The 21,814-nt window shown below is 36.2% G+C and carries 21 protein-coding genes; 20 read left to right on the plus strand and 1 reads right to left on the minus strand.

The window, feature by feature from the left end; all coding sequences use genetic code 11:
- Positions 1-549: 549 nt before the first annotated feature.
- The 9 genes from MHI04_RS09325 (at position 550) to MHI04_RS09365 (ending at position 6,893) form a co-directional block, all read left to right on the plus strand.
- Positions 550-948, plus strand: a complete 399-nt coding sequence (locus tag MHI04_RS09325; protein WP_036127472.1) for a hypothetical protein — start codon at positions 550-552, stop codon at positions 946-948.
- Between the two features lie 85 nt (positions 949-1,033).
- Positions 1,034-1,843: a hypothetical protein gene (locus MHI04_RS09330; protein WP_036127469.1), complete on the plus strand. Its 810-nt coding sequence runs from the start codon at positions 1,034-1,036 to the stop codon at positions 1,841-1,843.
- Between the two features lie 12 nt (positions 1,844-1,855).
- The gene (locus tag MHI04_RS09335; RefSeq protein ID WP_036127466.1) at positions 1,856-2,590 is read left to right on the plus strand and encodes a hypothetical protein; all 735 of its coding nucleotides are present in this window, start codon (positions 1,856-1,858) and stop codon (positions 2,588-2,590) included.
- Positions 2,591-2,602: 12 nt separating this feature from the next.
- A complete protein-coding gene (locus tag MHI04_RS09340; RefSeq protein WP_036127463.1) occupies positions 2,603-3,229 on the plus strand; it encodes an ATP-binding cassette domain-containing protein in 627 nt (208 codons plus the stop codon).
- Positions 3,222-3,752, plus strand: a complete 531-nt coding sequence (locus MHI04_RS09345; RefSeq protein WP_036127458.1) for a hypothetical protein — start codon at positions 3,222-3,224, stop codon at positions 3,750-3,752. The genes MHI04_RS09340 and MHI04_RS09345 overlap by 8 nt, the downstream gene beginning before the upstream one ends.
- Positions 3,753-3,888: 136 nt before the next feature.
- Positions 3,889-4,320: an accessory gene regulator B family protein gene (locus MHI04_RS09350; protein WP_036127456.1), complete on the plus strand. Its 432-nt coding sequence runs from the start codon at positions 3,889-3,891 to the stop codon at positions 4,318-4,320.
- Positions 4,321-4,449: 129 nt separating this feature from the next.
- Entirely contained in the window at positions 4,450-4,584 is a 135-nt protein-coding gene (locus MHI04_RS09355; RefSeq protein WP_196243770.1) for a cyclic lactone autoinducer peptide, read from the plus strand.
- 55 nt (positions 4,585-4,639) lie between these two features.
- Positions 4,640-5,953 (plus strand): GHKL domain-containing protein, encoded by a 1,314-nt coding sequence (locus MHI04_RS09360; protein WP_342535580.1) that lies wholly within the window; start codon positions 4,640-4,642, stop codon positions 5,951-5,953.
- A gap of 190 nt (positions 5,954-6,143) precedes the next feature.
- Positions 6,144-6,893 (plus strand): LytTR family DNA-binding domain-containing protein, encoded by a 750-nt coding sequence (locus tag MHI04_RS09365; RefSeq protein WP_036127449.1) that lies wholly within the window; start codon positions 6,144-6,146, stop codon positions 6,891-6,893.
- A gap of 185 nt (positions 6,894-7,078) precedes the next feature.
- On the opposite strand, the gene MHI04_RS09370 is transcribed toward MHI04_RS09365, so the two are convergent.
- Positions 7,079-7,477, minus strand: coding sequence for a hypothetical protein (locus MHI04_RS09370; protein ID WP_058844985.1), 399 nt, complete (start codon positions 7,475-7,477; stop codon positions 7,079-7,081).
- 192 nt (positions 7,478-7,669) lie between these two features.
- Here MHI04_RS09370 and nagZ point away from each other — a divergent pair, with 192 nt between their 5' ends.
- From nagZ to MHI04_RS09425, 11 genes are all read left to right on the plus strand, one after another.
- Positions 7,670-9,355, plus strand: a complete 1,686-nt coding sequence (nagZ, locus tag MHI04_RS09375; RefSeq protein ID WP_342535581.1) for a beta-N-acetylhexosaminidase — start codon at positions 7,670-7,672, stop codon at positions 9,353-9,355.
- A 67-nt stretch (positions 9,356-9,422) separates the two neighbouring features.
- Positions 9,423-10,859: a helix-turn-helix domain-containing protein gene (locus tag MHI04_RS09380; protein WP_342535582.1), complete on the plus strand. Its 1,437-nt coding sequence runs from the start codon at positions 9,423-9,425 to the stop codon at positions 10,857-10,859.
- Between the two features lie 195 nt (positions 10,860-11,054).
- Positions 11,055-11,762 (plus strand): purine-nucleoside phosphorylase, encoded by a 708-nt coding sequence (deoD, locus tag MHI04_RS09385; protein WP_036127436.1) that lies wholly within the window; start codon positions 11,055-11,057, stop codon positions 11,760-11,762.
- A gap of 35 nt (positions 11,763-11,797) precedes the next feature.
- On the plus strand, positions 11,798-13,093 hold the full coding sequence (locus MHI04_RS09390) for a purine/pyrimidine permease (RefSeq protein ID WP_342535583.1): 1,296 nt from the start codon (positions 11,798-11,800) through the stop codon (positions 13,091-13,093).
- Between the two features lie 26 nt (positions 13,094-13,119).
- Positions 13,120-14,301 carry a NupC/NupG family nucleoside CNT transporter gene (locus MHI04_RS09395; RefSeq protein WP_342535584.1) on the plus strand — a complete coding sequence of 394 codons (1,182 nt, stop codon included), beginning with the start codon at positions 13,120-13,122 and terminating at the stop codon, positions 14,299-14,301.
- Positions 14,302-14,850: 549 nt separating this feature from the next.
- Positions 14,851-16,674 (plus strand): IucA/IucC family protein, encoded by a 1,824-nt coding sequence (locus MHI04_RS09400; RefSeq protein WP_249645792.1) that lies wholly within the window; start codon positions 14,851-14,853, stop codon positions 16,672-16,674.
- On the plus strand, positions 16,646-18,397 hold the full coding sequence (locus MHI04_RS09405; RefSeq protein WP_342535585.1) for an IucA/IucC family protein: 1,752 nt from the start codon (positions 16,646-16,648) through the stop codon (positions 18,395-18,397). Before MHI04_RS09400 ends, MHI04_RS09405 begins: the two co-directional genes overlap by 29 nt.
- Entirely contained in the window at positions 18,394-19,632 is a 1,239-nt protein-coding gene (locus tag MHI04_RS09410) for an AMP-binding protein (RefSeq protein ID WP_249663923.1), read from the plus strand. The genes MHI04_RS09405 and MHI04_RS09410 overlap by 4 nt, the downstream gene beginning before the upstream one ends.
- Positions 19,629-19,886: a petrobactin biosynthesis protein AsbD gene (gene asbD / locus MHI04_RS09415; RefSeq protein ID WP_036127419.1), complete on the plus strand. Its 258-nt coding sequence runs from the start codon at positions 19,629-19,631 to the stop codon at positions 19,884-19,886. Before MHI04_RS09410 ends, asbD begins: the two co-directional genes overlap by 4 nt.
- A gap of 13 nt (positions 19,887-19,899) precedes the next feature.
- Positions 19,900-20,868: a DUF6005 family protein gene (locus tag MHI04_RS09420; RefSeq protein ID WP_089932327.1), complete on the plus strand. Its 969-nt coding sequence runs from the start codon at positions 19,900-19,902 to the stop codon at positions 20,866-20,868.
- On the plus strand, positions 20,865-21,689 hold the full coding sequence (locus MHI04_RS09425) for a sugar phosphate isomerase/epimerase (protein WP_058844991.1): 825 nt from the start codon (positions 20,865-20,867) through the stop codon (positions 21,687-21,689). The genes MHI04_RS09420 and MHI04_RS09425 overlap by 4 nt, the downstream gene beginning before the upstream one ends.
- The last annotated feature ends 125 nt before the right edge of the window (positions 21,690-21,814 follow it).

A 21,814-nucleotide genomic window follows, 5' to 3' on the forward strand; every position in this document is an offset into this window, starting at 1 on the left:
GTCGACATAGCAGTCAGGTAGTAATAGAAAGCTTAAAAGAAGTGGGTTTTCATGAAATTAAGGAAATCACACTCTGGGAACAAGACAGGTTCATACCAATAAGGAGCATTTGTAAGGAAGAACGAGACATAGTCTTTTGCATGAATTAAATGACGTATAATTATCGGCCCTTCTTGAGGATATAAAGAAGGCCATTACCATAGAAGGCTCTATCTTTGAAAAGGATCGTTGGACAATTTGGATTGCTAGAAAAAAGAAATAAGATCCATTTACTACTATAAATAGTGAAGAAATGTAGAAATTTAAGAGAAAGGAGAATAATGATAGTACGCTTAAGATGTAAAAGTCTACTTATAAGAAAAAATGTGGAAAATAGACGAAAAATATATATAATTTTTAACAGATAGTATAGTAAATGGAAATGCTGTGAATTGTAATCGCTATTATTATAACTATAGGGGGTGAGGATGATGTAACCACTATTCTTCTAGTTGTTGTATTAATTTCCTTAGTCAGTGACAAACCTAAATTAAAGGAGAGGGCAAAATTATGTCAAAATTTAAACATGTATTAATGGTAAGTGCTTTATCACTAGGTTTTTTAGGAGCAATGAATGGAGAAGCGTTAGCAAAGGATCCACAAACATTTACAAATTTCACAGTTACATATTCTGGGGCTGAGAAGTTTGCTCCTTACTCAGTAAGACATTCTGATACTGACGCAATTGTTAATCTAGCAAACGACTCGGGTACTGCATGGATTACTGCGACAATGAAAAATTCTAATGATGTTTATCGAGGAGGAACGACTCTTCAACGAGGCGAAAGAAAAACGTTTGCAGCTGTAAACGCAGCAGTTAACCATCAGTACAAGTTAGGACTTCGAAAAACAAACGACACTGGTGGCGGTTCAGTGACAATTAGTGGTTCATGGGCGGCAAGTAACTAAGCCAGATTTAAATATCGTCCAACTAGAGATAACCTAGTTGGACGATATTTTATCTATTTATGTAATGGAGACAGGAGGTTGTTTTATGCCTAGTTTAAAAGTTAAAAGCAGATACATATTACTGAATGTCCTTTTTCTTGTTGGAGGACTAGCCTTATCGTGGGGCTTTGCCAGTCATTTTTTTGAGATTCTAACAATGGACTATAATGCGGAAGATTTAGTTGGTACAAAAGAAGAAATTAGACGTAATTTTATTTCCCAAATTTCAACGTGGGAAATATTTGTAGACTCTTCTATGTTTTATTTGATTAATTTTATTCCTGCCTTATTTATTTTAACGACTTTAGGTTTGTTTTCGGAGAAAAGGAGCTTATATGTTTTTGGAAGGAATCGCTATAAATCTTTAAAAAAGGCGATTTACAAAGATGTAATTCAATATGTGTTACTCTCAACAAGCATCGTTGTAGGCTCATTTCTTATTTTTTATTCAATTGGAGCCATATTTGTCTATCGAAGTATTGAGAATATAGGTGGTTTTGCATCAATGCTTCCTAAAGACTTTTATAGTAATCATCCCTATTTATTTTTTATTTTCATGACTTGCACCATATACTTGGCACTAGCATTTGTATTTAGCTTATTATCTTGTGCTTTAATACTATTAACAGATCGTGAATATAAAGTTATTTTATTAGTAGTAGTTATTTATTTTGTATATGGGAGAATTGGAAGTTATACAGGAAGTGTATGGTTTGATATTTTTGCAAGTTTCACGGCATTTAATACTTTATACACGACAGTGGAAGTTTTTCTGCCACTGATTCTATTATTCATTATTTCTTTATGTTTACTTGTAGTTGGTGTCAATAAAACTGTACGCAATATGGAATATTAGGAAGTGAGTTAGATGGAGGCAAAAGGAAAGCTAATCAAATATGGCGTGATTATTCTTTCTGCACTTACATTGGGGTATATCAATTTTAAACAAGGGTTTCAAAAGATCATTATCTACATGGATGACTATGATGTAATTTTACCGAAAGAGGCGGTATTTGATAGAATTTTTATCAATATCAATTTCTCAATGTACGAATATATGGAAGGGAATAGCCCGTTTCACTATATAGGACCATTTATGTTTTATTTATTGGCTATATTTTGGGGGGCATATCACTTTTTATTGTTAAAAAAAGGCTATTATCAATTCGTTTTCCTTCGAGCCCATACAAAAAAAGAAGCATTTAGATTTATTAAAGGATCGTATATAAAAAATAGTATCGTATTTATTTTTGTTTACTATGTTTCAATTTTCGGTTTTATTTATACAATAAATAGCTTGGAATTTCTAGATGTGCAAACACTCCTGTTAAAAATGATCTTTTTAGCCCTAACGAGTGTTCTATTAGTGATTGGCCTAACACAATTAATGTTTTGTATTTATTTAAAATTTAATGAGGTTATCGCATTATTTGTAATGTTTATAGGTATTCTTTGTCTATTTGCAATAAATCTAAATATCAATGGACTAAGTCTTGTTTTTATAGGAGAAGATCCTTTCTTTAAAAGTGGTATTACTTTAGGGGTGCTTATCATTGTTGTTTCAAAAATTATGCTAAGGAACGCAAAATATGAAATAGGGTAGGGAGTCAGCGTCATGATTGAAATAAAAAAAGTTTCTAAAAGTATAAAAGAACAAACGATTTTAAAGAATATTACCATTACAGTTAAAGATGGTAATTGTATAGGTTTGGTTGGTCATAATGGTTCGGGCAAAACAATGCTGTTAAAGGCAGTTAGTGGTTTTACAAAAATTGATTCAGGAGAAATTTGGGTTGACGGTAAACAAATTGTTTTTGGTAAAGAATATATCAAAAATACAGGTATTATCCTTGAACAACCTCCGTTTATTACATATTTAACAGGCTTAGAAAATTTATTAATTTTAGCAAATATCCAAAAAAAGATTACGAAAGAGGACGTCATACAAACCTTAAAAAAAGTCGGATTAAGCGAAGCTCAAAATAAAAAGGTACGAAATTATTCATTAGGCATGAAACAACGATTAAGAATTGCACAAGCCATTATGGAAAATCCACAAATTCTGATTTTAGATGAACCGTTTAACGGGTTGGATAAGGAATCGGTAAAAGAAATTCAAGAGCTTTTGATTGAATATAAAAATAAAGGAACCACAATTTTATTAACAAGTCACGATGAACGTCATATTGATTACCTATGTGATCAAGTATACGAATTAGAACGAGGTGAACTAGTTGAATAAATTAAAGTATTGTCTTGTAGTTGGAACATTGTTATTAACCGCATGTGCACCGTATGGGGTGAAGGGAAATCCTCATAATACGTCAACAACTGAACAGACTTCTGATGATCAGACAGATGAATCACTTGCCAATCTGAAGACTTTCCCCATGACAATAGGGGAATTTGAACGTCATGTACAAAAATATGATGTTTCTAAGTTTCTGAGCGAAACAGAGACGGGTTATGAAACTGGTAAACAAATTATGATAATTGAATATAAAAACAATCACAGTAAAGAGAATGATAAATTAGGAAACATTAATATTTTGATTAACCAACCTGGAAAAAAACTAAGTGAGATAGAGGACGATGTACTGCGTTTATTTGAAGTACTATTTACATCGCTGAATGTTTCATATGAACCAGAACAGTTAATCACGAATATAAAAGCAAATCAAATCAAACTTTTAAGTTCCGAAGAAATTGAATTGGAGTTAACAAATTATGTTGATGATATCCAAGTAATTATTGAACCCAAGTAAATAAGCAGCTGTAGGGCAAAAAATTTATAAGCTGACCTAAGTGAAGCTTAAAAGTAATATTCAAAGTGGGTGAATGAATCACTAAGTACAATTATGCTATCGACAATTTAGAGTTAGATTAATATGGGGTGATTGATTGCAGTTCTTTGCCTATGAAGAAAAGCTGTTAAATAAATTTATAACAGATTCGATGGATTCGAAAGAGCAAGTAAAGTTGAAATTCGGATTTTATATCGTAGCAGATATTATTAAAAAAGGCTTAGTTGTTTATATTTTAGCGGCTTTACTAGGAGTATTTTTGAAAGTGTTAATTGTCCATTTTAGTTTTTTATTCCTCCGACAGGTGACTTACGGATGGCACAGTCGTACAAATAAAGGGTGCATTTTGGGAAGTGTGTTTGTATTTGTAATTTTCCCTTACTTTTTAAATCTTGTTGATTTGTCAGCAACTATGGTTTATGGAAGTAGCTTAATTGTCATTGCTTCAATTTATTTAATAGGACCTCTTGGAACACTGATAAATCCAATTCAAGATGAAAAAAAAAACTTTTACAAAATAAGCTTCTAATACGATTATTTTTATTATTGATTCTCATGGTTGTCATTCCTCTAGGAGTGTTTCAGTACATTCTTATTGGTATAACTATTCAATTGACAACATTACTTATTCAAACTTTAAAAAATGGAGGTGTTACGTATGGCTAAATTTTTTATCAGAACTTTACGTAGTTTATTTTTATATTTAGGAGCTTTAGGAGCCTCTCAGATGTGTTTTGGTTATCTTCATGAAGTATCAGTACCAGAAGATTTAAAAGAAGATAGAATATTATGAAAATTGATCTAACCCCTTTTATACTTTATTATGTATAAAAGGGGGATTTTTCAAAATGTTGCACGAATGGACCATCAACCTTATTAATTTACCTATACAGTATGCTTTATTAATGGCCTCTTTTTATTACTTAGTAAATGAACGGCCATCATGGAAAAGAGTTTTATTCAGTTCACTAGTTATCTTTCTTCCATCAGTATTTCTATATCAAATGATATTTTGGAGCGGAATACTTTATCTACTAGTTGGAATGACTATCTTCTTTTTATGGGGGAATCCAAAAACAAAATGTCTGTTTTATTGGGGGATTGTTATTATTGTCGCTATAATTTCTGATCATTTGGCTACAATTATTATTTTCAATCTGTCATTTAAGGATGAATTATTTCAATTTTTTTTAAGAACAGTTGTATTTATCTGTATACATATTTTCATCATTTACCTATTGTCCTTACTAATTAAAAAGATATACTTCAAAATGCCGAAAAAAGAAATTTGGCTGATTAATGTGGCTATAGTATGTACTATTGGTGTTTTTTATTTTAATATTTTTCGTGTATTTAAGTATTCGAAAATTGAAGTATTAAGGTTTAATACAATTTTGTTAACAGTATATTTTATATTATTAATAGTCTTAATTGGGATTATCATTAGTATTTATCTAAAAAAATATGAGTTAACGGTTAAGGAAAAGGAACTTTCAAACTTTAGCGTTTATATTCAATCTTTAGAGCAAGTGAATAAAGATATGCAAAAGTTTCGACACGATTATTTAAACATTTTACTTAGTTTGAAAGGCTATATAGCGGATAAAGATTGGGAAGGTTTAGAAACCTACTTTGAACAGGGAATTTTAAAGTTTGAACAAAAAACATTGGAGAGTAATAAAATTCTAGCCCATTTAAACAATATCCAAAACCTTGCATTAAAAGGTTTAATTTTCAATAAGGTAAGTAGTGCTATTGAACAAAATTTGAAAGTATCACTAGAGGTTCCCAATCCGTTAAAGTTAGAGGAAGATTTGATTGATTTAACTCGAATTTTAGGTATTCTACTGGATAATGCAATCGAGAATTGTGTAGAAGATCGTCAAGAATTTATTCAACTGGCTGTAATAGAACAAAAGGATTCTACGCTTTTTGTTATTCGAAATAAAATGAATAAGAAAGTTATTGATATAAATAAACTTTTTTGGGAGGGGTATACCACTAAAGAGCAAGGTCATGGCTTAGGATTGAGTACCGTGAAAAAAATAGTAGATTCCTCGTCAGATATGTTACTAAATATAAGCGTAGAGGATAATTGGTTTAATGTAGAGTTGTTGATCTTGCGTCAGCAGAAGACTTCCTCCTTTAAAGGGAGGAGATGAATACTTGTTTTGCTTTTTCAGTGGGTCTTCAAGCCAAACACTAGCTGAAATAGGAGTACCGTTAAAAAGCGCATAATTTGAGGTAATGATGGGTGTTACCCACATCATCTCAGTAAACCATCATTATTAGCTCTATAAAATGTGCGTAGCTACCTTACTAACCTACGTAATGGATAAAAGGAGAGAAATTATGAAAGTGGCAATCTGCGAAGATAATGTAGTATTTGCAAAGCAAGTAGAATCCTATATTAATAATTATACGTTTATTGAGGAAAACGGTATTAAAGTAGTATTAAATACGGCATCTCCAGAAGAGTTAGCAAAGTTTATTCAAAAAGAACAGGTGGATTGTTTCTTTTTAGATATTGATTTCGGCACAGCTATAAACGGACTAGAATTAGCGAAGATCATTCGGGCAGCTCTACCTTTAGCAAGTATAATTTTCATTACTACACATAATGAAATGCTGCACTTAACATTTAAGTACCAAGTAGAAGCCCTTGATTTTATTATAAAAGACGAGGAAGAAGACTTACAGCATAGTATTATCAGCGCTCTAAATTCTGCTTTTACAAAATATCGAAATATAGGTGAACGACTTGACACCCACTATTTTCAAATTAAGGTAGGTGAATATGTAAAAAATATAAATTTAGATGATATTTTATATTTTAAAGCTGCAGATGTCCCTCATAAATTGACTTTATCGACAAAGCAAGGGTTTTATGAGTTCTACGCAAAATTGAATGAGATAGAAGAGAAGGAGGGTTTTGATGAAATATTTTTTCGCTGCCATCGTAGCTACTTGATTCAATTGAATAATGTCCTCGAAATAAATTGGAAGTCAAAGATGATTATTATGCTAAATGGCGACAAGTGTCCTATTTCATTCCGAAAAGTTAAACTTTTAAAGGAAAAATTAACAGCATTTAAGTCATGATAAATCTTTCTCAAAGAGCCGTTTCTCATTTCTAGTCAAAACGTAAGGCGGAACATGCATTTTCTTTATTAACCATTTGGATAATTATAAAAAATATCTATGAGACCGTCTGTATCTGTATGTTTCGTCACCGCCCTTCGTTACACAAAAAACCCTCATAGACTAGCTATAAGGGCATATATCCTTTATTCTTGAACAAGCGTCAGTAAAAATTGATCGCGTTCTGCTTCCTCTTGCATTTTACTATCAATAAGCATTGCACCAGATTGGACACTTGTGATGGCATTGTCTACAAGAAATTGCACATTGACCTTGGCTATTTCATTGTCAACGGGGCAATCCCCCTTGAACTCTACGACGTCCTGTCCCTTTTGTGTTTCAAAATAAACCCAATATGGATTTTCACAGGCAGCGGCAAAGGCACTTTCTAAAGTTTTTGTACTATTTTCATACGTATAGTTTTGTACATATGTAATATATTCATTGTTTGTAATATCCTTTTGTGGGCCATAAAAGTACCAAAATACCCCTAAAATACCGATAGGCACAATCCATAATATATTCCTTTTACTTAATTTCCCCATGCTTTGCTTCCCCCTTTATGTGAATATTTTAACATCTTCTTTTGCATTTTTGCTAGCTTACGATAATATTTTCTATAGAAGGCCGTGATTCTGTTCATAACGTGAGCTTTGAATTCAAGTGGCAGTTATGATAACGTTAGTTGATAGATTTGTTTCGAAGTCGCCATTTTGTTTGGTGAAGGAGGTTTTTGCATGTATAAAAGAAGACGTGGTTTGCTCCTAGTTCTCGTGCTGATATTACTGGGTTTGTTCTTTTTTCTCGGCACAAAAATGCGGCCGGCCACACAAACGACAAGAAATTCTGAGCCATCCCCAGTCCAAGAGGAAGTATCTGAACAAGAGGGGGTGTCAGAAAATGTGGAGGTCATCCTACAGGACATAGCCAGTTTAGCACTAGAAGGAAGAGTCCCTTATGTGCCGTTTGCAGCAGGTGAGGCGGATCAACAAGTGGTTCATCAGCAATGGGGGGAGCCTCAGCAAGTAACGGAGTCAGTGAATGGACGATATGAAGCTTATCAGGATGTGACGATTGGCTTTCAAGGTTCACATGCTTTTGATATTCGTTCATTTAAAGAGGATATCAAGAAAATTCATTTAGCCGATATTAAAAATAAGCTAGGTGAACCCGATGAGGTTCGTTATTATCAGGATACAACGACCAATCAAATCATTCTTGTCTACCAAGTGAATGCCGACTATCAATTAAAATGGATTTTACCAAAACCGACTGACAGTGATCCTAATCCTGTCGTTCATCATATTTCGGTCTATACTGAATTAAAGCAACAAGCAGCTGATACGGTCAAGCAGATGACATTGGACGAAAAAATTGGTCAAATGATGTTTGCAGGTGTGTCAGGTACGACGCTTCAGCAGGACACAACAAGCCTCATTCAAGATGACAAAGTGGGTGGTTTGATTCTTTATGGTAATAATCTTGAAACCCCTCAGCAAACAGTCACATTGATGAATGACTTAATGGCTGCCAATACCAATAATCAGGTGCCCCTTTTCATAGGAACCGACCAAGAAGGTGGGAAGGTGGTTAGATTACCAGGGCCTTTAAAAAACTTCCCAACGAATAAAAGCATTGGGGATATCAATCAATCCCAATTGTCATTTAAAGTAGGTCAATTGCTAGGGGAACAATTAAAGGCATTTGGCTTTAACCTTGATTTTGCCCCTGTACTAGACGTCAATAGCAATCCGAATAATCCGATTATAGGAGATCGCTCGTTTTCGAATCATCCCGATATTGTCAGCAAATTAGGCATTCAGACAATGAAAGGGCTAGAGTCCAAGCAAGTAATTCCAGTAATCAAGCATTTCCCTGGGCACGGTGATACTTCCGTGGATTCCCATTTAGAATTGCCAAAGGTGACGAAAAGTTTGGCCGATTTAAAGCAACTGGAGCTTGTCCCCTTTAAAGATGCCATTGATAACGGTGCCGATGTGGTCATGGTTGCTCATATTTTATTACCAAAGATTGACCCACAATACCCTTCATCGATGTCGAAGGAAATTATCACAGGTATGTTAAGGGAGCAGCTAGGCTTCGATGGGGTTGTTATGACAGACGATATGACGATGAAAGCTATCACGAATCATTTTGCTATCGGTCAAGCGGCTGTAGATTCAATCAAGGCTGGCAGTGATATTATATTAATTGCCCATGAGTACACGAATGTCGCATCAGCCATAAAAGCTGTGAAGGCAGCCGTCCATGATGGAGACATAACAGAGGAGCGCATTAATGAGAGTGTCCGTCGAATCATGCAGCTAAAACAAAAGTATCAGCTTGTCAATCAACCCGTGACAGCAGTTGATATCAACAAGCTCAATACAGACATCGAAAACGTATTCAATATGTATAAATAAAGATGGAGAGGGACATACAGCAAGTAATGTATGTTCCTTTTTGTGAATGATGGATAAGGGTGAGAACGTGGATAAGGAATTCAAATTAGCTAGTCGATTATTAACGCTGTTAGATGCTGAACAAAGATGGTTTACTTTAGCGGAGGTTGAAAAAAGTTTACATGTTTCAGATAAAACCATCCGTAAGCTAGTAGAAGAAATCAATAGGCAATTGCCAGCAGCGATGACTATTGAAGTGTCTAGAGGAAAGGGAATCTTTCTACAACGCGATGGGCGAAGTACAACAGTTAGTGAAGTGGTTTCAAGCATGCTTAGACAAACAATCTTCTATCGACTAATGCATTTATTGTTTACAAATGGGCATCAATCCACCATGGAGGAGCTTGCAGAAGCTATGTTTATGAGTACCTCATCTTTGAAGAAACTGATTATGCAATTAAATAATCACGATTTGAAGCCATATAAGCTACGGATTACATACTCGACGCCAGCCGTAAAGGGAAATGAATTGAATATCCGCTATTTTTACTGGAAGTTATATGGTGATGCTTATGAGTTTACAGGATGGCCATTTACGAATAGTGACTTTGATTTTATCAATCAATCCATTACGAATATAGAGAATGAGAAGAACATTGTTTATTTTATCAATTCCAAACGGAAATTATCGTTTTTAATAGCGATTGTACTTGAAAGAGTGAGAAAAGGGAACTATGTCAAAATTGCTGAGGGTGATTATCTTTGGGAAAGTGGGATTTTCTATTTGCCAGTAAAAGACTTTGCGCTGGCACTGGAAGAAAGATTCTCTATAGAATTACCAAAAAGTGAATTGTTTTTCATGCAATCCCTATTTAGCCTAAGCCAATATCATTATTATGAAGGGTCTGACATGACGCCGGAGAAAGAAATTGAATTGTACAAGAATAAAGAAGTCGATCAAATGGCGCAGCAGTTGTTAACAATATTGGCCAAGGCTTACCCCAATCTAGATAGGCAAGAGCGTTTTATCTTGGAAGTATATGAGTTTCTTGACAAGCTTTTAATCGATAACGCCATTCCTGAATGGTTGACGATTGCAAAAAGTAATTTAACAAACTATGTTCAAATCGAGTGTCATCAGATTTATCAAGATATGCAGAACTGCATGCAAAAGTGGCAAAAAACATACCCTTCTGTCCTGTATAATGACTTTCATTTAACCAAACTCACCTTACTTGTTCGTTCAGGACTACGCTATAAAAGTAAACGAGCCTTCTTGGTCATTGGTGAGGAGTTTTCTATCCGTCATTATATAGCTAATTTGATAAAAAACGAAATTGGAGACCAGCTCATTATTAATACTTCTATTATGAAGGGGCTAACCGATGAAATGGTGGAGCAGCATCACATTGATTTTGTCATAAGTAATTTTCCTGTTGCCTTAACGACAGTGCCAGTTGTTATTATTTCAACGATTCCTTCAAAAAGGGATTTAGATAATATTCGCCAAGAATTGCTTCAGTAATTTGGTCAATTATTTCCTGTACACTACGTAACAATCTGGTCTAGTTTGTTATGATAAAAAAATCTTATACTCATAGTAGTTTCTGAACCGATTTCTTTTAAGAGAAATTGGTTTGGAAACAGCTATGGGTTTTTTTGATGGCAAATGAAAACGTTTACCTTATGGAATTTGAGATAAATAGTTGGAGGGATAAAGATGAGTAGGCATTTAGGTGCAAAAAAGGGAGAAATAGCAGAGCGTGTGCTGCTTCCTGGAGATCCTCTGCGTGCAAGATTTGTAGCAGAGCATTTTCTAGAGAAGGCTTATTGCTATAACGAAGTAAGAGGGATGTATGGTTACACAGGAATGTACAAAGGTGTGCCGATTTCAGTTCAAGGTACTGGGATGGGCAATCCATCGATGAGTATATATGGTACGGAATTGGTCAACGATTATGGCGTTAAGAAACTGGTTCGTATCGGAACATGTGGTGCGATGCAAAAGGATATTAATATCCGTGATATTATATTAGCCCAAGCAGTGTCCTCAGATAGCAATTTGACGGAGAAAATATTCTACGGTAATAATTACGCACCAACAGCAGATTTTTCTTTATTAATGAAGGCGTATCAACAAGCACAAGACAAAAAAGTAAATGTCTTTGTTGGCAATATTTATAATTCTGATGAATTCTATCGTGAAACACTAGACAGGCTTCATAAGTTTATGGAATTCGGTGTGTTAGGTGTAGAAATGGAAAGTACATCCCTCTATACTTTAGCTGCTAAATACGGGGTAAAAGCATTATCTATTTTGACGGTAGGTAGTCAATTATTAACAAATGAAAGCTTATCTCACGAGGAAAGTGAAAAGTCCTTTTATGAAATGGTGGACATTGCACTTCAGACAATCATCGATGAGTAATGCAATAGTAATCGTAAGAAAAGGGGAAGACCGTAATGAAGGCAATATTGTCTGGATTACAGTGGATGGTATTTATGCTCGCTGGTGCTATCGCAGCGCCGATTGCTATCGCAGATGTATATAATCTAACACCTATTGAGACGTCTGGGCTAATCCAAAGTACGATTATTACTTTAGGGATAGCTGGTTTTTTACAAGGGCTGATTGGTCATAAATTACCAATCCATGAAGGGCCAGCTGGTTTATGGTGGAGCATTTTTACCATTTATGCGAGCTTGGTAGGGGTATTATATTCTTCTCACATGGCTGCCTTACAAGCTTTATGTGGAGGAATGATTATAAGTGGTATTTTATTTATCCTACTTTCAGCACTTAAGCTAATGGATAAAATTGCTTGTTTATTTACACCGACCATCACTTTTATCTATTTGCTTTTATTAATCTTTCAATTAAGTGGCTCCTTTATGAAAGGAATGATGGGTATTTCGTCAAGCCACGCAACAGTAGATATTAAAGTATTTCTACTTAGTACGATGGTCATTTGTATCACCTTTTGGTTAGGCAACAATCGCTATACTATTCTGCGGCAATTTTCAATCATTATTAGTATATTGATAGGTTGGTTATTATTTGCGATTTTTGGTCAGACATCTGGGATTTCACAGGTAAATACACTAGTTAAGCTCCCTGAATTCTTCCCATTTGGAAGGCCGAGATTTGACAGTGGAACCATCACTACAGCATTCTTGTTAGCATTGCTATTAATAGTTAATGCGATTGCATCAATCCGTTTGATGGTGACAGTCATGAAACAAAAACAATCAAGGGATGATCGCCGTTATTTGCGTGCTGGATTTATGTCAGGGATTACACAACTAATTTGTGGAGGCCTGGGTGCGATCGGCTCAGTGCCAATTTCGGGGGCAGCAGGATATGTTGAACAAACAGGTATGAAGGAACGCAGGTCGTTTTTAATTGGGTGTTGCTGCGTTATCTGTATCTCCTTGCTGCCACCCTTTATGAATATATTAGCGGGTATTCCAGCACCAATAGGCTATGCTGTAACATTCGTTATTTTTGTCAAAATGGTCGGAATCTCCTTGAAGGAATTGAAAACGGTTACGCACGAGGAACGAACGTATATCGTGAGTGGCGTGTCTCTTTTAGTTGGTGTTGGTTTAATGTTTATTCCTTCATCTGCGACAAGCCAATTATCTCCTATCGTGATTGCTATTTTAAACAATGGGTTAATTTGTGGAAGTTTTTTAGCGATTATTTTAGAACAAGGATTAATCTGGAAGGAAAAACATTCGAGTAAGTCTATATCTTAAACAGAGTAAAACACGGAGGGGACAAGATGCATTATTTAATTTCTATAGTAGGACTCATGCTAGTTCTATTATTAGCATGGGTTGCAAGTAATAATAAGAAAAAGATTAAATATCGCCCCATCATGGTGATGATTGCTATCCAACTTATTTTAGGCTTTCTTTTACTTAAAACGGGTATCGGGGAATTTCTAATTAAAGGTTTTGCTGATAGTTTTGCAAAATTACTTGAATACGCCAATGAAGGTACTAATTTTGTATTCGGTGGGATGGCCAATGAAGGTGCACATACATTTTTCCTTTATGTATTAATGCCAATTGTATTTATGTCAGCAATAATTGGAATATTGCAACATTATAAAATCCTCCCATTTATTATTAAGTATATTGGTTTAGTATTAAGTAAAATAAATGGGATGGGTAAACTAGAATCATATAATGCAGTTGCAGCAGCTATAGTAGGACAAAATGAAGTATTTATTTCCGTGAAAAATCAAATTGGATTTTTACCGAAACATCGTCTGTATACATTATGTGCTTCTGCGATGTCAACGGTATCTATGTCGATTGTCGGCTCCTATATGACGATGTTAGAGCCTAAGTATGTAGTGGCAGCATTAATATTAAACTTATTTGGCGGCTTTATCATAGCCTCCATCATTAACCCGTATGACGTAAAAGCCGAAGAGGATATAATTGAAGTACAAGAAGGTGAAAAGCAAACCTTCTTTGAAATGCTAGGCGAATATATTATGGATGGGTTTAAGGTAGCCATCATCGTTGGGGTCATGTTAGTAGGTTTTGTTGGGGTGATTGCCTTGATTAATGGTGTATTTAGCGGTATATTCGGCATCTCGTTCCAAGACATCTTAGGCTATATCTTTGCTCCAATTGCCTTTGTCATGGGTGTACCTTGGCATGAAGCTGTCAATGCCGGAAGTATCATGGCGACAAAGCTTGTGGCAAATGAATTCGTTGCCATGCTGGATTTTGTTAAAATACAAGATAGTTTCAGTGAGCGCACAACAGCCATCGTATCTGTTTTCCTTATATCCTTCGCGAACTTTGGGTCCATTGGTACCATCGTGGGTGCGGTGAAAGGGTTAAATGAAAAGCAAGGGAATGTGGTTGCGCGCTTTGGATTAAAATTGCTATATGGTGCTTCACTTGTAAGTGTTCTATCAGCTATCATTATCGGCATTGTATTTTAAATAGGCTCATAAGATTTGAATGACTTAAGAGTATCTACACCATTTCCTATCACCTAAAATTGCTCAGTTACTTGGAAAAAGGGAGGGTAGATCTCTATAAATAGCTATAATTTTTAACCCTTTCGTTGATAAGAAAGGGTTTTTGCATATTATGTAAAAGGCTAGGAACATTCATAACATATAGACCTTTCACATATGGCAAAATTCTTTTTATCTCCTTGTAATATTTCTCCCTCTCAAAGTACCATATATTAATAACCTCTTAATATCCTCCAAGAAAAGGCAACAGCTTCTACACTTTTACCTATTTCGATGGTTTAAATTGCCATATAGGTCTTTAGACAGTTGAGTCATTTCTGTCTTTCTTATAATATGTAATTATTGTTGAAAATGATAATCATTATCAACGTTTGTCAACAATTCAATTGTTTCCATTTACTTCTTATCATCTCATCAGTCTTTTTAATTTGGAAGACTCATTTTTTTAACAGTGAATGATAATAATTATCATTTGATAGGGAGAAGGCTCTGTGAAAGGATGGTTAATGAATGCAACAGATGGCTAAACAGATTGCAGAAAATGCAACGTTTCAAGCGTTTATGAATTGTTATATACGAGAGGTGAGTAGCGGACACTGGGTCAGAAAGGAGGAATGGATAAAAGAACAGCGACTATCTATCCTGATGACAGAGGAATATATATTAGAAATCGAGTTGCCATTACAAAACACACGTTTTGCATTTGGCATGGAATACAAATCTCTTGTTGGAAGACATAAATTTGGTGACTCGTTGAAGTATTGTACGAAACAAAACCAATGGCTTGTCGAAGATAAATTAACAATACTCATCACATTTATTCAGGAACTCCATTTTATGGCAAAGAAGGATGGATGTCATGAACTTTCCTCCCATTTTGATGAACTCATTCTTCGCATAATTGAGAGCTATCAAACGATGACAAATTATATTGAAAAGCGTCTGGAAAATAAGAAACAAAATGGAGCTAACGGTACGTTTATTGAAGCTGAGCAATCACTCTTACTTGGACATTGGCTCCATCCGACACCTAAAAGCAGACAAGGGATGTCAGATTGGCAGCAAACGAGTTTTGCTCCAGAGTTACAAGGTTCTTTTCAGCTTCACTATTTTCGTGTTGACCGTAAAAATGTAAAAGAGTCCTCTGTATTAGAAAAAAGTGCAAGTGAACTCATTTCTCAGTCTTTAACAACATCACAACCTGATTTTGTGATGTCAGAGAAGGATTGTCTCATTCCGATGCATCCGCTTCAAGCACAATGGCTTTTGCAGCAACCGCATGTAAAAAAAGCGCTTGCTGAAGGATGGATAAAATACGAAGGTGCACTTGGGGCACTTTATACAGCAACCTCCTCGATAAGAACGGTATATAGCACAAATGAAGAAATGATGTATAAGTTTTCAATTCCAGTCAAAATAACGAATTCATTGCGGGTGACTAGAACGCATGAATTAAAAGCTGGGATTGTTATGGCTCGGTTAATGAATAAGATTGATTTCTTACAGAACCATCCATCTTTTCGGATGATTGATGATCCAGCCTATATGACTGTAGAGTTCCCAAATCAGGCGGAATCAGGGTTTGAGGTTATTTTTCGCTCAAATGTATTTCCTGAAGGACAGGATGAAGGAATCTGCATGATCGCTACGCTTTTGCAAGAGCCCCTACCAAAAGAAAAATCAAAATTATGTCAGCTCATCATGAAAATTGCTCAATCAGAATTCCGATCATTAGAGAGTGTAAGCTTAGATTGGTTTAAGGCTTATTGGAAATGTTCGATTGAATCGTTATTAAGATTATACGATGAGAATGGAATAGCTCTCGAAGCACACCAGCAAAATAGTTTGTTAAACATTTCTTCCAGTTATCCAACTACTTATTATTATCGTGATAACCAAGGTTATTACTTATCAAAAACATATAAAGAAGTACTTCTTTCAATAGAGCCTTCTTTACATGAAACAGAAGAGCTATTTTACGAAGATGCCCTTATTCATGATAGATTTACATATTATTTATTTATGAATCAATTGTTTCCCGTTATTTCTCGATTTGGAGCCGATCAGCTAATCGATGAAAAAATTCTTTTGAAGTGGTCTATCGATCAACTGCACTTATTAGAAAAAGAATTTACAGGTTTCGGGAAGGCATTTATTCGTAACATTCTAAAGCAAGAGGAGCTTGCGTTCAAAGCAAATTTATTAACAAGATTTCATGATGTAGATGAACTAGAAGCCGAGCTTGAACAAGCGGTATATACGAAAGTGCCAAATCCGTTCGTTGTTCAGTATGAGGAGGCAGAATATGAAGCAGCTACAGCCTTTAGTTACTAAACAAGAAGAGCTACGTGTAAGGCGGCAGCTTGTAGAAGCAATGATGTTTGAAGGACTAATCAAATATGAAGAAACGCCTCTAGATAAATGGTCTTCCATTTTTACTCTTGTTGGACAGAAATGTACCTATCGTTGTGAAGGGCGAAGAATGGCCTTTGATCGTATCCGAATAAAGGGCGATAGTATTTTTCTAGTAGGAAAAGATGAGACGTTACTAGAAGCTACGCTTGAGGATCTAGTAGATGAATTACTATCTACTCGTAAAGACAAAGTTCGTTTACTGGAAGAACTTCATTTAACGAGTAAGCTTTGTCAATGGAATGAGCGTCATCTCCAAATGCCCATGTCGAGAAGAAATTCGAGCTATGAAGAATTAGAATCAGAAATCATGGAAGGGCATCCCTATCATCCTTGTTTCAAATCTAGAACCGGTTTTACAATTGACGACCATAAAAACTATGGCCCTGAGGCAAAGCAATCATTTACCCTTCAATGGGTTGCGGTGAGAAGAAGCTACGTACGAATCACCGTTCTTGAGGAAGAGAGCTTTTGGAAAAGAGAGCTAGGACATTTTCTGTGGGAAGACCTTCTAGCAAAGCTTGCGATTTTCGGTGGAACATTTGACGACTATACGTTCCTCCCTGTTCATCCTTGGCAATGGCATAACCTGAAAATGGAACTAGCTGGATTAATTGAGCAAAAAGATTTAATCCCTCTAAATGTGAAAGGAGATTACTATAGGGCAACCCAATCAGTACGAACATTATGGAATGTTTCACATCCTGAAAAGGCGCAATTAAAATGTGCAATGAATATGGTGAATACTTCTTCCTTGCGAAAGTTACATTCTCATGCTGTTTGTGCCGCTCCTCCTATTTCATCATGGCTTAAACAGGTGATTCAATTAGATGCCTATTTACAAAAGGAAGCATCGCTTATTGTACTGGAGGAATATGCAGGTATTATTTTTGAACCGAATGCCAAAAAGCATAGTAGCAAACTAGAAGGTCAGCTTGGTACCATATGGCGAGAAAGTGTGCGCTTGTATATGAAGGATGAAGAGGAAGCGGTTCCTTTTACAGTACTAATGATGATGGAGAGAGATGGGCGTCCATTTATTGATGATTGGCTTTCCCGATATGGAGCAGAGGAGTGGGTAAAACGCTTGATCGAAGTGAGTGTTATTCCTGTGTGGCACTTGCTGGTCGCCCATGGTATTGCGCTGGAGGCACATGCACAAAACATGATTTTATTGCATCAAAATGGGTGGCCCACTCGGGTTGTACTGAGGGATTTCCATGACAGTATCGAATATATGGAAGAATTCATTGCAGACAGAAGCCTCGTTCCAGACTTTGCAACGATACACGAACGTTTTAAAGATGCACCTGTCGATCAGTATTATTGGATGTCTTCTCTAGAGGCTTTACGAGAATTAATTATGGATACACTATTCGTATTTCATTTAAGTGAACTATCGTATTTGCTAGAGGAGCAGTATGACTTTGCAGAAACACATTTTTGGTGTCAAGTTAAGGACAGCTTACAGAAGCACTTGGAACGCTTTCCATCGTTATGTGCAAGACATGAACAGCTTCAGCATACTAGCACACAAATTTATGTTGAATCTTTGCTAACTAAGAAAGTTCAAAATCAAGAGGAAGGTAATTTTCGACATATCGTCAACAATACGTTGGCGCAAGCGGATAAAAAGGAGAAATGATGATGTTTTATGTCAATGATCAATTTTATGCAGTAGAAGATATTGAGAAGCAATTTGAAATATATGAAAGCTTACCTCATTTAAGGGAGTGTAACAATCGCAGACTAGCTATTTGTACGGATGATACTTTCCAATATATAGCTCTTTGTTTATACATTCGCGAAAAAGGGGGATCAGTTGTCCCCATCCATTCAGCAACGCCGAAAGAGGGAGCTGTGCGGCTTGCTTCTTCAGCAGGTAGTCATCTGCTGTTGTTCCAATCGATTGATACTTTCATTGAACTATCAAATCATTGCAATAACCAAGAGGGCGTATTAGTTCAAATGAGCTCAGGCACAACAGGCGCTCCGAAATGTATTGAACGAACGTGGGGCTCTGTGGAAAAAGAGATTGAAAGTTATGTGACGATGTTACCTGTCGATTCCTTGACAAATTCGGTTGTTGCTTGTCCAGTAACTCATTCCTATGGCTTCATTTGTGGTGTTTTGGCTTGCCTAAGAAGGGGAGCAAAGCCAGTTATTATTACAAATAATAACCCTAAATATATTTTGAAAAAGCTAAAAGAATATCCTCAACACATACTCTATGGGGCCCCAGCGTTACTTTATACATTAAGTCGATTATTACCGATGGGTGAACAATTTGATCGTGTTATGACGTCAGGAACTTTGATGCCGCATAGCTGGCTGACAACATTAAGAGAGAAATCTCGCCAAGTACTCCAGCAGTATGGCTGCTCTGAAGCAGGCTGTGTTGCGATTCACCCTAATGTGGAAGATCCGAAAGAAATGGGCTACCCACTTCCTCATGTAAAGGTAACAGCCGGTGATAAACAAACACCGAGCGAAATTATTATTGAATTGTCGACACAAACGATTTATACGAAAGATCTTGGCTATATAGAAGATAATGTTCTGTCTTTTCTAGCAAGAATAGATGACACGATTAATGTAGCAGGCTTGAATGTGTATCCGCAAGAAGTGGAAACCGTGTTAATGGATGACCCAAGAATAGTCGAAGCAGTTGTATATAAGAAACAAGATAACCTGTCAGGAGAGCGGGTATGTGCACTATATGTGTCTACTGAACCAATCGATAATATGGAGCTTCGAGAATGGTGCCGAAAATTTCTAGCTCCACATCAAGTTCCAATAGAGTTTTTGCCTGTTCAAGAAATTGAAAAGCTGCCTAATGGAAAAATAAGTAGAAAAAAACTTGGAGGCATACCAGTATGACGCGACAACAATTGATTCAGAGCATCTATGATATTATGGAAAATTCATTAGAGTTGCCGACACTGTCTTCTTTCAATGAAGATGCCCGATTAAATGAGGATTTGTATATGGATTCCATTATGGTCCTTCAACTGATTCTTCATATAGAGCTGGATCTTGGCATTGCCATCCCCGATGAGGTTCTCGTTCCTAAAGATTTCAAAACAGTAGGAACATTAGCAAGCTTTTTAGAAAAACAGCAAAAGGTAGAATAATCGGAGGCCAAAAATGATAAAAGTTCATTGTTTTGTAAGCTGTGTTTGTGAGGTTATTAAGAAAACGAAAGGTGTCGATCATAGGCCCTACTATTTTGGGGTATGGGACGCTGATTTTGATGTGCTTGATAATGGTGTGCTAACATACCATTCTGATCAAATCGATCATGATTTCTTTCAAACATGGTATGAAATGCTCTATGGCATCAAGCTTTACAAATGGTATGACGAAAAGCAGTCTAAACAAGAAAATATAAACAAATTGCTAGGGCTAGTAGAGAATAAATCGCCACATCAGCATGTGATGGTGATGCTGGATTTATCGATGCTGCCAGAGCGAGAGAATAAATTTCATCAACGTCCATTCCCTCATTATGTGATGCTAGAATCGACCGAAAATGAAGAAGAGTGGTTTATGTATGACCCTGATTTTCGCTGGGAAGGAATTTTACCGAAGGAGCGAATTTTAGCTGCAATCCAAGAGCCAACTGTCAAAGGTGGCTATTACTTTGATTCTGAGACGATTATTGCTCCTACTACAGAGACGGTTGAAGCCTATTTTAATACATGCATCAAGCTTGATTGTAATCCGTTGACAGATGCCGTTACCGAAATTATGAAAAAGTCTATCGCAGGAAAAGAACGTCTGTCAAAACTACCGACGGCCTTAAAGCAATTGCCAGTTATCGCGATTAGAAAGTATGCATATGAGCATGCATTTGCATTTTTTTGGGAAGCACTTGGGCGAGAAGAGGAAGGCTTTGACACATGGTGTGATGAAATTGAGCGTCTAGTGACTGGCTATACAACGATTCAGTATCGAGCGATGAAGCTGGCGATGACGCAAGATTTGTTATTGGTGGAAAATATTTTTGTGAAGTTAGAAGAACAAAATCAGCTTGAGTTCAAAATCAAGCAAGGATTACAAGAATGTTTTCAAGCATGGTTAACATTACAGCACAAGAAAGAGGTCATGTTATGAAACTATCAATTTGTACAATCTCATTTCGGCACCATCTCCACTCGATGGAGCAATTAGCTCAATTTGCTAAAACACAAGGCTTTCAAGGAATCGAGCTCTGGGGCATTCATGCAAAGAACTTGGCAGATGAACCTCATTATGGAGCAGATTGGCTAAGCTCCTACGGTTTGGAAACGAGCATGCTTAGTGATTATTTGCCATTAGATGCACCCGTTTCGGAGATGATGGCTGAAACAGAAAGATTATCTGCACTTGCCAAGCGCTGGGGAACAAATAAAATTCGTACATTTGTAGGAAAGCAAGGCAGCTCAGACACGAGTAAGAAAGAAAGGGTAGAACTTATTGTCAGACTTACAATGCTCTGTGATTATCTTGAGTCACAAGGACAAAACTTGCTGGTAGAAACTCATCCAAATACATTAACAGATAATCTACCTTCAACCATGCAGTTACTTGAAGAAACGAATCACTCAAGCCTACGAGTGAACTTTGACGTTTTACATATATGGGAATCAGGAATGAACCCGATTGTCGCCATGAAGCAACTACGTCCTTATATCTCACATTTTCATTTTAAAAATATTGCCTCACGTGCTCAACTAGATGTTTTTTCACCAAACAATGTGTATGCGGCAGCAGGGTCTAGGGAAGGAATGGTTCCTTTGTTTGAAGGTGCTATTGATTATGGTGAATTCCTAGCAGAAGCAGTTTCAACGATGGAGGTAGATGCATCATTGGAATGGTTTGGATCGAATGTGATGAGCGTATTAGCAAAAGATAGTCAAGAGGTTAAGAAGGCGTTGCAGTTGGTGCAAATATAGTGTAAGGCTGTTTATACCCAGCAATGATGATGGGGTATATGGCTGCTGAGTTGGTTAAATCACAGCAGCCTGATTCCTCGATTTGAAGGGTCATTTTAGTTCATAGATTTTAATAAGTGATATTT

Origin of the sequence: Lysinibacillus sp. FSL K6-1151 (assembly GCF_038630755.1) — a bacterium.
Taxonomy (GTDB): domain Bacteria; phylum Bacillota; class Bacilli; order Bacillales_A; family Planococcaceae; genus Lysinibacillus; species Lysinibacillus fusiformis_D.